Origin of the sequence: Mycobacterium sp. PO1 (assembly GCF_017312405.1) — a bacterium.
Classification (GTDB): domain Bacteria; phylum Actinomycetota; class Actinomycetes; order Mycobacteriales; family Mycobacteriaceae; genus Mycobacterium.
The window spans coordinates 67,068-80,200 of sequence record NZ_BLTG01000036.1 but is presented as its reverse complement, the minus strand read 5'-3'; the positions used below and the strand labels follow the sequence as shown (position 1 = coordinate 80,200).

Here is a 13,133-nt window from a genome sequence, read left to right as displayed (position 1 = left end):
GATGTCCGACGAGACCGGTGTGCGCCTGCAGAAAGTGTTATCGCAGGCGGGAATCGCCTCCCGGCGGGTGGCCGAGAAGATGATCCGCGACGGCCGCGTCGAGGTCGACGGGGTGGTCATCACCGAACTGGGCACTCGCGTCGATCCCGCGGTCTCGGTGATCAGGGTCGACGGTGCCCGGATCTCGATCGACGACACTCTGGTGCACCTGGCGATCAACAAGCCGCGCGGGATGCACTCCACGATGTCCGACGATCGCGGCAGGCCCTGCGTCGGCGATCTGGTGGAGCACCGAGTCCGGGGTAACGCCAAGCTGTTTCACGTCGGCCGGTTGGACGCCGACACCGAGGGCCTGCTGTTGTTGACCAACGACGGAGAGCTCGCTCACCGCCTCATGCATCCCTCCTACGAAGTGCCCAAGACCTACCTGGCCACCGTGATGGGCGCGGTGCCGAAGGGGCTGGGCCGAAAGCTGCGCGACGGCATCGAACTCGACGACGGACCGGTGCGTGTGGACGACTTCGCCGTTGTCGACGCGGTGCCGGGCAAATCGCTGGTGCGGGTCACGCTGCATGAAGGCCGCAAGCGCATCGTGCGCCGACTGCTGGCCGAAGTCGGTTTCCCGGTCCAGGAACTGGTGCGCACCGACATCGGCGCGGTCACCCTCGGCGACCAGCGCCCGGGCAGCATCCGGGTACTGACGCAGAAGGAAATCGGCGACCTCTACAAGGCGGTGGGCTTGTGAGCCGGGCACGGGTGATCGCCATCGACGGGCCGGCAGGCACCGGAAAGTCCACGGTGGCAAGGGGTTTGGCGTCCGCCCTGGGTGCCAGTTATCTCGACACCGGAGCGATGTACCGCATCGTCACACTGGCCGCGCTGCGCCGGGGCGTGGATCTGGGCGATGCCGATGCGATCGCCGGCGCGGTCGCCGACGTCGAGCTCTCCGTCGGTCACGACCCCGGTGAGGATCGGTCCTTTCTGGCAGGAGAGGACGTGTCGACCGAGATCCGGGGGGACGCCGTCACGAAGGCGGTGTCAGCGGTCTCTGCGGTACCCGCGGTGCGGACGCGACTGGTCGAACTGCAGCGGACGTTGGCGGGCGGCGCCGACGACGTCGTGGTCGAAGGCCGCGACATCGGAACCGTGGTGCTGCCCGACGCCGATGTGAAGATCTTTCTGACCGCGTCCGCCGAGGAGCGGGCGCGTCGCCGCAACGATCAGAACGTCGCCAACGGTCTGCCCGACGACTACGAGGCGGTGCTCGCCGATGTGAAGCGCCGCGACCACCTTGATTCCACCCGCCCCGTGTCGCCGTTGCGCGCCGCCGACGATGCCGCCGTGGTCGACACCAGCGACATGACGCAATCCGAGGTGATCGCGTTCTTGACAGATCTCGTGGAGCGCACCGCACAAATGGGCGAGAAGCGGGTGCGCGAAGAACAGAGAGCAGAGCGATGACCGAATCCGACGGCACGTGGGTCGACGAGCGTGACTGGGAACTGGGCGCCGAAGAGGTAGCCGAGGCGATCGAGGAAGCGTCGGCGCCGCCGCCCGTCGTGGCGGTGGTCGGGCGCCCCAATGTCGGTAAATCGACGCTGGTCAACCGCATTCTGGGCCGACGTGAGGCCGTGGTGCAGGACGTGCCGGGCGTGACCCGGGACCGGGTGTCCTACGACGCGCTGTGGTCCGGTCAGCGGTTCGTCGTGCAGGACACCGGCGGCTGGGAGCCCGACGCGAAAGGCCTGCAGCAACTGGTCGCCGAGCAGGCCTCGGTCGCGATGCGCACTGCCGACGCGATCATCTTCGTCGTCGACGCCACGGTCGGGGCCACCTCTGCCGACGAGGCTGCCGCCAAGATCCTGCAACGTTCGGGCAAGCCGGTGTTCCTGGCGGCCAACAAGGTCGACAGCGAGCGCGGTGAATCGGACGCCGCCGAGCTGTGGTCGCTGGGGCTGGGGGAGCCGCACGCGGTCAGCGCCATCCATGGTCGCGGCGTCGCCGATCTGCTCGACGTCGTCGTCGATGCGTTACCCACCGTGTCCGAGATGGTCGGCGGTGGTGGCGGGCCACGCCGTGTGGCGCTGGTGGGCAAACCGAACGTCGGCAAGTCCTCGCTGCTCAACCGGCTGTCCGGCGACGAGCGGTCGGTGGTCCACGACGCCGCCGGCACCACCGTCGATCCCGTCGACTCGTTGATCGAGATGGATGGCAAGTTGTGGCGGTTCGTCGACACGGCGGGTCTGCGCCGCAAAGTGGGTCAGGCCAGCGGCCATGAGTTCTATGCCTCGGTGCGCACCCACGGAGCGATCGACGCTGCCGAGGTGGCCATCGTGCTGATCGACGCATCGCAGCCGCTGACCGAACAGGACCAGCGTGTGTTGTCGATGGTGATCGAAGCCGGGCGGGCGTTGGTGCTGGCGTTCAACAAGTGGGATCTGGTCGACGAGGACCGCCGTTATCTGTTGGACCGCGAGATCGACCTGGATCTGGCACAGCTGCCGTGGGCGCCGCGGGTCAACATCTCGGCCAAGACCGGGCGCGCGGTGCAGAAGCTGGTCCCGGCGCTGGAAACGGCGTTGGCCTCATGGGACAAGCGCATCACGACGGGCCAGTTGAACTCGTTCCTCAAAGAGGTGGTTGCGGCGACGCCCCCGCCGGTGCGCGGAGGCAAGCAGCCCCGGATCTTGTTCGCCACCCAGGCCGCCGCGCGGCCACCGACATTCGTGCTGTTCACCACAGGTTTCCTGGAAGCCGGTTACCGGCGGTTCCTGGAGCGGCGCCTGCGCGAGACGTTCGGCTTCGAGGGCAGCCCGATCCGGATCAATGTCAGGGTCCGCGAGAAGCGAGCGAAGCGCTAGCGGCCCGTTCTGACGCCGAGTCTGCGGCCAGATCGCGCGTCGGGCCGGATCGGCGATCTCCCAGCAGACTCGAGCCGGTGGGCAGGCGATAGGGTTCTCCGAGTGCCCGTCGTCGACATGATCCTCATTGCATTGGCGGGTGTGGGAGCCGGCGCGATCAACGCGCTGGTCGGCTCCGGAACGCTGATCACCTTCCCGACGCTGGTGGCGCTGGGGTTGCCGCCGGTGACGGCGACAATGTCCAACGCCGTCGGCCTCGTCGCCGGCGGGGTGTCGGGCACCTGGGGGTACCGCCGGGAGCTGCGCGGTCAGGGCCGGCGGCTGGCGTGGCAGATCCCCGCCTCGTTCATCGGGGCGGGCTGCGGGGCGTGGCTGCTGCTACACCTGCCGGAAAAGGTGTTCGTCACCGTGGTCCCGGTTCTGCTGGTTATCGCCTTGGCGCTGGTGGTGATCGGGCCCAAGATCCAGAGCTGGGCACGTCAACGCGCCGAGAAGACCGGCCGCTCCGTCGACCACATCTCGGGACGGCGGATGGCGGCGCTGGTGGTGGCCACCTTCGCCGTCGGGGTGTACGGCGGCTACTTCACCGCAGCCCAGGGCATCATGCTGATCGCCGCGATGGGCGCTCTGCTGCCCGAAGACATGCAGCGGATGAATGCGGCGAAGAATCTGCTGTCGCTGGTGGTCAACGTCGTCGCCGCGGTGGCCTACACGGTGGTGGCATTCGACCGGATCAGCTGGGTGGCCGCGGGGCTGATCGCGGCGGGTTCGCTGATCGGCGGCTTCCTCGGTGCGCATTACGGACGTCGACTGTCACCGAACGTGCTGCGGGCGGTCATCGTCGTGGTGGGATTGATTGGTTTGTATCGGTTGTTGAGCGTGTAGTCTGACCGAAGCTCGGAATTGGTTGACCGGACGATGGAGATGTCGATGACGGAATGCGTGCTCGCGCCCGCGCCGTCCGACCTGTCCGCGCTGGAGCCGTTCTGGCCTTCACGCCGCCTCATGGCTTTCGACGAGTGGTGTTGTCCGCGTCCCTGACGCGCACCCATCCGTCCATCGCGGTCGCCGCACGGTGACCCCGCCCCCTGAAAGAAGCCATGCGTTCGCTTCTGATCTTCACGCTTGTCGGTGCCGGCGCCCAACTCGTCGACGGCGCCCTGGGCATGGCGTTCGGCGTCACCGCCACGACGCTGCTGGTGCTCTCCGGCGTCGGCGCCGCCCAGGCTAGCGCCGCGGTGCACCTGGCCGAGGTGGGTACCACGTTCGCCTCCGGTCTGTCGCACTGGAAGTTCAAGAACATCGACTGGGCGCTGGTGCTCAAGCTCGGGGCGCCCGGTGCGATCGGTGCGTTCGTCGGGGCGACGGTGCTGTCGTCGCTGGCCACCGAACACGCCGCACCGCTGATGGCCGCCATCCTCGTCGCGATCGGCACCTATGTGCTGCTGCGGTTTTCGCTGCGCACCCCGCTGACTTTCGGCGCCCGCGGCACCAGTCACAGTGCGAAGTTCCTTGCGCCGCTGGGATTGTTCGGCGGCTTCATCGACGCCTCCGGTGGCGGCGGTTGGGGTCCGGTCACCACCAGCACGCTGCTCTCCCAAGGCAAAACCGCGCCGCGGACGGTGATCGGTTCGGTCAGCGCGTCGGAGTTCCTGGTGTCGGTGTCGGCGTCGCTGGGCTTCCTGATCGGGTTGCGTGAGGAGTTCCTGGCCAATTGGCCGGTCGTGGTCGGTTTGATGGTGGGCGGCGTGATCGCCGCACCGTTCGCGGCGTGGTTGGTCAGCCGGGTCAGCCCCGCGCTGCTCGGCACCGCGGTGGGCGGCGTCATCGTGTTGACCAACAGCCAGAAGTTGGTGCACTTCTTCGGTATCGACTGGCCGTGGTCGTCGGTGATCTACGGCGTCATCGTCGTGGTGTGGGCGTCGCTGGTGTTCTACGCCTGGCGGGTCTCGCGGGCACCCCGGTACGCCCCGCAGGCGGGTGCAGAAGCCGCCACGACGGCGGGGGACACCGACTCAGAATCGGTCACGCGCTGATTCCTGCTCGAGAACCGCGTCGAGATCGTTGAGGCGTTCCATCGTCGATACCGCCCGTCGGGTGCGGTTGTTGCGGGCCAGCAGGTCCCGGTGGCGGTGGGTGAACGCCCAGTAGCCCGCGGTGAACGGGCACGCGTCGTCGCCGACGCGCTTCTTCGGGTCGAAGGCGCAGTCGCGGCAGTGATCGCTCATCTTGTTGATGTAGGCGCCGCCGGACGTGTAGGGCTTGGTGGCCAGCAGACCCCCGTCGGCGTGCTGGCTCATCCCGACGACGTTGGTGGGCATCACCCAGCGGTAGCCGTCGACGAACGCGGTGGCGAACCATTCGGTCAGTTGATCGGGCCGGTAGCCGCGCTGCAGCGCGTGGTTGCCGAGCACCATGAGGCGCTGGATGTGATGCACCCAGCCGCGGTCGCGGACCCCGGCCAGCGCCTCATGCAGGCAGCTGGCGGTGACGGCGTCGGCGTCCACGTCGGCCCACCATGTCGGCAGCCTCTTGCGTGCGTTGAGCTTGTTGTTGGTGGTGTAGTCCGGGCCGAAGTGCCAGTACAGGTGCCACATGTACTCCCGCCAGCCCAGGATCTGGCGGATGAAGCCCTCCACGGCCGCCAGCGGGGCCTTCTTGGTGCGGTACGCGCGCTCTGCGGCTTCGACGGCGTCGAGCGGATGCAGCACGCCGAGGTTCAGCGGGACGGACAGCAGTGAGTGCGACATCGCCCAGTCGTCGGCCATGATGGCGTCCTCATAGCGGCCGAAGGTGCCCAAGCGGTGGTCGATGAACCGGCTCAGGGCTCGTTTGGCTTCGGCGGGGGTGACGGCAAACAGGCGCAGCCCGTCGGCTCCGACGGTGTCGAGGTCCATGCCGTCGAGGTCGGCGCGGACCTTCTCGTCGATGTCGTCCTCCCGGGGGCGGTACGGTGCCGGCACGTCGAGGGTGGATTGATTCTTCGGTGGCGACTCACGGTTCTCTTCGTCGTAATTCCACCGGTTGCCGACGGGGTCGTCGCCGTCCATCAGCACGCCGAAGCGGCGCCGCTGGTCGCGGTAGAAGTCCTCCATCCGGAAGCGTTGCCGGGTGCCGGCCCACTCGGCGAAGCCGTTGCGCGACAGCGCGAACGTCGGGTTGGGCAACACATCGGCGACCAAACCCTCGTCTTTGAGTCGGTACACGAATCGCTCGGCGGCGTGCGACGTGGGTTCGTGCACCAGGACCGGCCTGTTGAACCGGCGCAGTGCGTCGGTGTAGGTGTCGGCGTGCAGCAGGGTGGCGCGGTCACCGAGGTCGCGCTCGGCGTGGCGCAGCGCCGACAGCGTGAGGTGCAGTTTCTGACGGTGGTAGCGGCGTTTGCGCAGGGCCGCGCTCGACTCGACGAGCAGAACCTCGCGGTGGGCGTGCTCCCCGCCGTACACGGCCGGCCCGAGCTGGTCGGCGAACAGCCAGAGGGGAGTGTCGTCACGCGCCATCAGTCCGAGGGTAGGCGCGGGGGGTACTGCGAAGTGTGACGATTCGGTGGCCGATGAGGCGGTTGGGATCTGGCCGGGTGGCTGAGGTAGGCTTTCGACCGCCTACCGGCGATCCCGGAGGCACCGCGGGCTGTGGCGCAGCTTGGTAGCGCACTTGACTGGGGGTCAAGTGGTCGCAGGTTCAAATCCTGTCAGCCCGACCATTGAGAACCCGCTCTGACCTGTGTCGGAGCGGGTTTCTTGGTTCTGCGGTCCGGCGCAAATCTTGGCCGGGGCCTGCATCGCCCGAAGCGGGTGACTTTGACACGTCGGCCCGACTCTGTTCGTCCTCCACACGGGCATCGCCAACCACAAACACGTCCGGCACGAGTCGCCATCGTCGAGAACCGCCCTCAGATTGTGGACCCCCGACACGTCACCCGCTCCCGCGCTCTTGGTGCACTCGCCGCAACCGCCGCCGACAGATTTCTTCGATATCGGCACGGTTTGATCTCGGTCGTGTAACAAATTTCTATGGCGTCACGACAACACCACTGGTAACTGCAGGCACGGCAAGAGGCAACATCATGACGAAAGCCAAGGTCGTCGGGGTTCTCGCCCTCTGCACTGTCCTCTCGACGGCGCTCGACACCACTGCGGGTTTCCGGGCGCAGGCCGACGGCCGCGCGGCCGGCATATACGTCGGGGTGAACCAGCAGCGTCAGGGCTGCGGGGCGATCGGCGAGGACCCCCGGTTGACGTCGGCCGCCCAGCGACACGCCGACGACATGCTGCACAACCGCGCTTACAGCCACATCGGTACCGACGGCTCCTCACCGCGGGCCCGCATGGCCGAGTCGGGTTACGGCGCCCTCGGGTCCACCGGAGAGATCGTCTACTGGGCCACGGGGTCTGCCGCGACCGCAGAAAGCGCCATCGCCTTCTGGATGCAGAGTCCCGGGCACCGCGCGATCATCCTGAACTGCGGATTCACCTCCGGCGGCTTCGCCACGGCGTGGGACGGTCACACGATGACCGCCGTCGGCGACTTCGCCGGCCCGTAGACCCCCGGGCACTTAAAGGATCTCGCGTTGCGAGACGCCGAAGTGAGCCGATTGGCTCCAGGCTGAGACACGCGAACACGAAAGTCTCGAAATCGTCTCTTTTGCAGTCGATTTCAGACACGAACTGGTGTCAACCCATGCCCAACGTCACCATTCGGAAACGGCGTGGTGCGGCGTGTTCCACCAGCGCTCTGTGTGTCGATAAATTGACGGCGTCGTTCTGGGGATCGTCATGAATGGGTGTGGCAGACATGCTGCCGCATCACCCGGAACGAGAAGACTGTGGAGTGTAGATGAAGGAGTTGGTGGATGATGGCGGTCTTTGATCGACTCAGCATCAGAGTGGCTGCCGTCGGTGCCGGGCTGTGCGGCATCGCCCTGGCGTTGAGCCCCGGCGTGGCGCAGGCAGGCGGATACGACTGCCTGCAAACCACCGCGGGTGAAGCGCCTGCGGCGGCAGGAGCAGGCGCGGGAGGAGCGGGAGCCGGGGCTGCGGCATGCGCTCCGATCTCTGAAATGTCCGGTGTGCCAATCCTGCCCGGTCCGCCGGTGGCGCCGCCTCCGGTGATTCCGCCCGTGGCCCCGCCACCGGTGGTACCCCCGCTGCTGCCGCCGCCGGTGCCGCCCGTGGTGCCGCCGCTGCTGCCGCCCCCGGTGGTGCCGCCGGTCGTTCCGCCGGTGGCGCCGCCTCCGATCATCCCGCCGGTGGCGCCGCTGGTGCCGGCTGCCGGCGCTGTCGGCGGTCTTCCGACCAGCACGATGGGTGGTCTTGCCGGCAAGGGAGATATGACTGGTCCGGCACCGAGCGGAGCCCCGGCACCCGGCCAACCGATCGCACCCGGCCCAGCAGCCTGATTCGAAACGACACTCGCGGCTGGCGGCCCGTCCCGAAAGGGGCGGGCTGCCAGTCTTTTCGAGCGTTGTAGGCCAGTGTTCGACGCCATGCCGGAGGCCGGTCCTGGGCGACACCAGGATCTAGGGGACGACGCCAAGACCCACCGTGACAACGATGATGGTGGCGCGACGGAACGTGTTGGGCGCAAAGCCTGTTGCGGGTCATCGGCGGCCGGATGCGGCGTACCTCACTGGCACCGGGACCTCGCGACACCAATGCCGAACCCGGAAACGCAGCCCGACATCACATCACCGTTCATCGCACCGCACCGGTTGTCCGGAGCCCAGCCATCCTGATGGCCTCCAGCAGCGTGCCGGTCACACAGGCGCGAGCGACGAGAGCGCCGCAGCCGGGCTCGGGGCTTGTGCCGGTCACACCGACGCAAGCGGGGCGCTCCGAGGCGTCGGACGATTCGCGGAACCCTATCGAGGCGCAGCCGCCACCGCGGATGCGCCATTCACGAAGGGATTCAGCTTGATACGGTCCGGGGGACCTCGACGCCGTTCTCCCGAATGATGATCGGGTCGCCGACGTTGACGGTGTTCAGGTACCACTCGGCGTCCTCGGTACTCAGTCCGATACAGCCGTGGCTGGTGTTCTCGTAACCCATCTGATTGATCGCCCACGGCGCCGAGTGCACGAAGAGGCCTCGATGAGTGAACCGCACGGCGTACTCCACGTCGAGCAGATAGCCATCGGGGGAGTTGACGGGGATGCCGACGCTGCTCGAATCCATCGTCACATCCCGCTCCTTGGCCAGAACGGAGTAAATCCCGACGGGCGTGGGGTATTCCGGACGTCCCATGGAGGCGGGGAAGACGCCGTTCTGCCCCCAGTTGGGCCGGTGGTGGGGCGCCGGAAGTTCTGACGGCGGCTTACCGTCGATGGTCACGGTGAACGTGTGCCTGGACAGGTCAGCGACGCCGATGACGGCCGGTCCCGTGTCGAAGTTTCGTGTGGGCAGGTTGCTCACCGACAACGCCACCGTGCTGTGAGCCGGCCAGAACTCGTCGGGAACCCACTGCACGACATTGCTTTCCACCCATTCGAACCTGCCTGTCATCGGCGGTTCGGATTTCACCTGCAACGCGCGTTCGGTGGCCCGCCGGTTGACCACCGGCCCGTCGAAGGTGACCACCAGGGGATGAGCGACGCCCACGACCGCACCCTCGGCAGGTAGCAGTGATTCGACATCGAGCTGGGGTGACCAACTCGCTGCGCTACTGGTATTGGCCGGCCCCGCAACCGCACTCGCGGCCATGATGCCCATGACGAGGACACTCCGAACTGCCACGCGCATGGGTCTCCGCATCCTTCCGAAATTTCAAGATCGTCAATGTCTGATGGTATGCGTAAATTCTGGTTTGCCGAAAGCCGTTGAGCCCCTTCGATTCGGTCAAGTGTTCGTCACGCTTCGGCAACGGCGCCGTCGGGAGCCGCAGGGGAGCCCCGGGGAATCCCGTCTGGCCTCTCTGAGCGAAGGGATGGGCCCCTCGCGTCGAGACCGACGTGATGGTTGCGCGGTACAGCTCGGTCGGTGGTGACGGGAGCCCTGGGGTCGATCTCGCCTCGAGCAACGGCTGGGGGCCGGGAGACCGACAACCGCCGACGGGCAGCCGACATTGCCGCGCGAGTCGACACAGGCTTTGCACAGGAAGGGCACAGCCACGGTGACTGGCGCGGCGAGATCACTCTGGGGGAGGCTTGATCGAACGCGGCCACCCGTTCACATATCCAGGAGGTGCAGCATGGCCCACGACAACCGATGCACCAGTTGCCGCCGTCGACCGCAGCTTGCCGATTCCGTCCTGTGCGTGGCCTGCGGTCGTCGCAGCCTGCAAGCGTCGCTCACACGCCTTCAGCAGCACAACGGCCGGCAGGCCGACACTGTCGGAGCTCGACAGGACCAGGAGCACCTTCGGCGCCACGCGGCCGGCTGACCACCGCCATCGACCCGCTCAGCGGTTGGCGTGCCAGCGCCAGATCACGAATCCGAGAGCGAACATCACGAAGCTGATGAGCAGCCCGAGGGTGACGTAGTCATACCAGCTGTGCAGCCCGTACCGATCCATCGGATCCTCCTTGCCCGGGGTTGCTGAGCGGTCCTGATCTCAGGTTTCCCGGCCGGGCGCACCACGTACGCGACCTTGACGGTTTCTTGACACCCTGAACTCAGGGGGCGCGCCGGATCCTGCTCACCTGGCGGCCGACGCGTCCACGCCGGGCGCGCCGGGGGCAGGCTTCCGCAGCCGCGCGGTGACGACCCCGCGCCGGGGATTGAACAGATAGACCAGCGTGAACAGGATGCCGTTGACCAGGACCACCATCGGCCCGGACGCCGTGTCGAGGTAATAGCTGGCGTAGAGACCGACCATCGCGCACAGTACGGCGAGGCCGGGCGCGATGAGCAGCATCCTGGCGAATCGGTCGGTGAGCAGATAGGCGGTCGCTCCCGGGGTGATCAACAGCGCGACGACGAGCACCACCCCCACCGCCTGCAGCGCGACCACGGCCGTCAGCGCCAGCAGCCCGAGTAGCACCGCACCCAGCCGTCGGGGGTTCAGGCCGATGGCGTGGGCGTGAATGGGGTCGAAGGCGTAGAGGGTGAAGTCGCGGCGCTTGGCGACCAGCACGGTCAGCACCCCCGCGCCGATGACCACCACCTGGATCAGATCCGAGCGCGAGGCCCCCAGCAGGTTGCCGAAGATGATGTGGTTGAGGTCGACGTGGCTCGGCGTCACCGACACCAGCGTGAGCCCGAGAGCGAAGAACGTCGTGAACACCACCCCGATGGCGGCGTCCTCCTTGACCCGGCTGGTGTCGCGCACCACGCCGATGAGGGCCACCGCCAGGAATCCGCAGATCACCGCGCCCACCGCGAACGGGACACCGGCGACGTAGGCCAGCACCACCCCGGGCAGGACCGAGTGCGAGACCGCGTCACCCATCAGGGACCAGCCGATGAGGACCAGCCAGCACGACAACGTGGCGCACACCACCGACGCGGTGAGGGTGATCAGCGTGGCCCGCACCATGAAGTCCAATTGCATCGGCTCGACCAGGAAATCGACGACACCCATCAGCTCTCCCGGCTTTCGCCCAACACGTCGATCCCGAACGCCCGGGCGAGATTCTGCGGCTGCAGCACCTCACCGGGCGTGGCGTGCATCAGCACCGTACGCATCAGCAGCACGGCTTCGTCGGCCAACCCGGGCAGGGCCTGTAGGTCGTGCGTGGACACCAGGATCGTCGCGCCGCTCGCGGCGAGGTCACGCAGCAGTCGGCTGATCGTGGCTTCGGTGCGTTTGTCGACACCGGCGAAGGGTTCGTCGAGCAGCAGGATCGAGGCGCCCTGGGCGATGCACCGGGCCAGGAACGCTCGTTTGCGCTGTCCACCGGACAGCTGACCGATCTGGCGGTCCCGGTAATCGGTGAGTTCCACCCGCTCGAGCGCATCCGCGACCGCGGCCCGATCCGCCGGGCGGGTCCGCCGGGTGGGGCCCATGTGGCCGTACCGCCCGGTCAGCACGACATCGCGCACCGACAACGGAAACTGCCAGTCGACGTCCTCGCTTTGCGGCATGTAGCCGATGAGCCCGGCCCGCCGGGCCGCGGCGGGGCTGCCGCCGTTGATCGCCACCGTGCCGGCGATGGGCCGCACGATGCCCATGATCGTCTTGAGCAGGGTCGACTTGCCCGAGCCGTTCATGCCGACCAGGCCACACACCCGGCCCGAGCCGATGTGGACCGTGGCGTCGTCGAGGGCGGGCACCGAGCCGTACCGGACGGTGACGGAATCGACGGCGATCGCCGGCGTCACGGTGTGCGGCTGGCCGTCAGCGCCGCGGCGATGGTGTCGGCGTCGTGGCGGATCAACTCGAGGTAGGTGGGCACCGGGCCGTCGGCGGCCGACAGGGAGTCGACGTACAGGGTGCCGCCGTAGCGGGCGCCGGTGGCCTCCACCACCCGCTGCATCGGCGCGTCGGACACCGTCGACTCGCAGAACACGGCGGGCACCGTGTTCTCGGCGACGAAGTCGATGGTCGAGGCGATCTGCTGCGGCGTCGCCTGCTGTTCGGCGTTCACCGGCCAGATGTACTTCTCCGTCAATCCGGTGTCACGCGCCAGGTAGGAAAATGCGCCCTCACAGGTCACCAGCGCGCGTTGCGAGGTCGGTACCGCGCGCAACTGGTCGACCAGATCATCCTGGACCTGCTGCAGCTCGCCGCGGTACCGCGCGGCGTTGGCCTGGTAGTCCGCGGCGTGTTCAGGGTCGAGGCCGGCGAACGCCGCCGCGGCGTTGTCGGCGTAGATCTGCACGTTCAGCGGCGACATCCAGGCATGCGGATTGGGTGAGCCGGCATAGGCGTCCGCGCTGATGCTGATGGGCTCGATACCGTCGCTGAGCACCACATGCGGCACGTCGATGTCGTCGACGAACTGGGCGAACCACGCCTCCAGATTCAAACCGTTGTCGAGGATCAGATCCGCCCTGGCAGCCTTCTTGATGTCGCCGGGCGTCGGTTCGTAGCCGTGGATCTCGGCACCGGGTTTGGTGATGGACTCGACCTTCAGATGCTCCCCGGCGACGTTGGCGGCGATGTCGGCCAGCACCGTGAAGGTGGTCAGCACGACCGGGCGGCCGCCGTCCTGCGAGTCACCGTCCTGCGGATTGCCGCCCGGCGCGCACGCGCACACCACTGTGGTGGCGAGCACCATCAAGATCGCCGCCACGCGGCGAGGTCCGATCATCACACGCAATACCTGGGGTTTCGGGGGCTGTTATCCGATTTTTCGGGTAGCCGAAAATATAGCGGCGGCCCGGACGGGGCCG

12 protein-coding genes and 1 tRNA gene are annotated in these 13,133 nt (G+C 67.5%); 8 read left to right on the top strand and 5 right to left on the bottom strand.

Features of this window, described 5'->3' with window-relative positions; all coding sequences use genetic code 11:
- The first annotated feature begins 1 nt into the window (after position 1).
- From J3476_RS14485 to J3476_RS14465, 5 genes are all read left to right on the top strand, one after another.
- On the top strand, positions 2–745 hold the full coding sequence (locus J3476_RS14485; RefSeq protein WP_207067128.1) for a pseudouridine synthase: 744 nt from the start codon (positions 2–4) through the stop codon (positions 743–745).
- Positions 742–1,461: a (d)CMP kinase gene (cmk, locus tag J3476_RS14480; protein ID WP_207067127.1), complete on the top strand. Its 720-nt coding sequence runs from the start codon at positions 742–744 to the stop codon at positions 1,459–1,461. Before J3476_RS14485 ends, cmk begins: the two co-directional genes overlap by 4 nt.
- Complete coding sequence (gene der / locus J3476_RS14475) at positions 1,458–2,861, top strand: ribosome biogenesis GTPase Der (RefSeq protein ID WP_207067126.1); 1,404 nt, start codon at positions 1,458–1,460, stop codon at positions 2,859–2,861. The genes cmk and der overlap by 4 nt, the downstream gene beginning before the upstream one ends.
- A gap of 117 nt (positions 2,862–2,978) precedes the next feature.
- Positions 2,979–3,746, top strand: coding sequence for a sulfite exporter TauE/SafE family protein (locus J3476_RS14470; protein WP_207067146.1), 768 nt, complete (start codon positions 2,979–2,981; stop codon positions 3,744–3,746).
- A gap of 215 nt (positions 3,747–3,961) precedes the next feature.
- On the top strand, positions 3,962–4,897 hold the full coding sequence (locus J3476_RS14465; protein WP_207067125.1) for a sulfite exporter TauE/SafE family protein: 936 nt from the start codon (positions 3,962–3,964) through the stop codon (positions 4,895–4,897).
- Here J3476_RS14465 and J3476_RS14460 read toward each other — a convergent pair.
- Positions 4,877–6,361: a cryptochrome/photolyase family protein gene (locus J3476_RS14460; RefSeq protein WP_207067124.1), complete on the bottom strand. Its 1,485-nt coding sequence runs from the start codon at positions 6,359–6,361 to the stop codon at positions 4,877–4,879. The genes J3476_RS14465 and J3476_RS14460 overlap by 21 nt on opposite strands.
- A gap of 126 nt (positions 6,362–6,487) precedes the next feature.
- Between J3476_RS14460 and J3476_RS14455 the strand changes: the two genes are divergently transcribed.
- The 3 genes from J3476_RS14455 to J3476_RS14445 all read left to right on the top strand — a co-directional run bounded on the left by J3476_RS14455 (position 6,488) and on the right by J3476_RS14445 (position 8,259).
- A tRNA-Pro gene (locus tag J3476_RS14455) sits at positions 6,488–6,564 on the top strand.
- Positions 6,565–6,924: 360 nt separating this feature from the next.
- Positions 6,925–7,404 carry a CAP domain-containing protein gene (locus tag J3476_RS14450; RefSeq protein ID WP_307726954.1) on the top strand — a complete coding sequence of 160 codons (480 nt, stop codon included), beginning with the start codon at positions 6,925–6,927 and terminating at the stop codon, positions 7,402–7,404.
- Positions 7,405–7,716: 312 nt separating this feature from the next.
- Positions 7,717–8,259, top strand: a complete 543-nt coding sequence (locus tag J3476_RS14445; RefSeq protein WP_207067122.1) for a hypothetical protein — start codon at positions 7,717–7,719, stop codon at positions 8,257–8,259.
- Positions 8,260–8,768: 509 nt separating this feature from the next.
- Here the strand turns inward: J3476_RS14445 and J3476_RS14440 are convergent.
- The 4 genes from J3476_RS14440 to J3476_RS14425 all read right to left on the bottom strand — a co-directional run bounded on the left by J3476_RS14440 (position 8,769) and on the right by J3476_RS14425 (position 13,051).
- Positions 8,769–9,599, bottom strand: coding sequence for a L,D-transpeptidase (locus tag J3476_RS14440; protein ID WP_286183036.1), 831 nt, complete (start codon positions 9,597–9,599; stop codon positions 8,769–8,771).
- An 895-nt stretch (positions 9,600–10,494) separates the two neighbouring features.
- The gene (locus J3476_RS14435; protein ID WP_207067120.1) at positions 10,495–11,379 is read right to left on the bottom strand and encodes a metal ABC transporter permease; all 885 of its coding nucleotides are present in this window, start codon (positions 11,377–11,379) and stop codon (positions 10,495–10,497) included.
- The gene (locus J3476_RS14430; RefSeq protein ID WP_207067119.1) at positions 11,379–12,119 is read right to left on the bottom strand and encodes a metal ABC transporter ATP-binding protein; all 741 of its coding nucleotides are present in this window, start codon (positions 12,117–12,119) and stop codon (positions 11,379–11,381) included. The genes J3476_RS14435 and J3476_RS14430 overlap by 1 nt, the downstream gene beginning before the upstream one ends.
- Entirely contained in the window at positions 12,116–13,051 is a 936-nt protein-coding gene (locus J3476_RS14425) for a metal ABC transporter substrate-binding protein (protein ID WP_207067118.1), read from the bottom strand. Before J3476_RS14425 ends, J3476_RS14430 begins: the two co-directional genes overlap by 4 nt.
- Between the last annotated feature and the right edge of the window lie 82 nt (positions 13,052–13,133).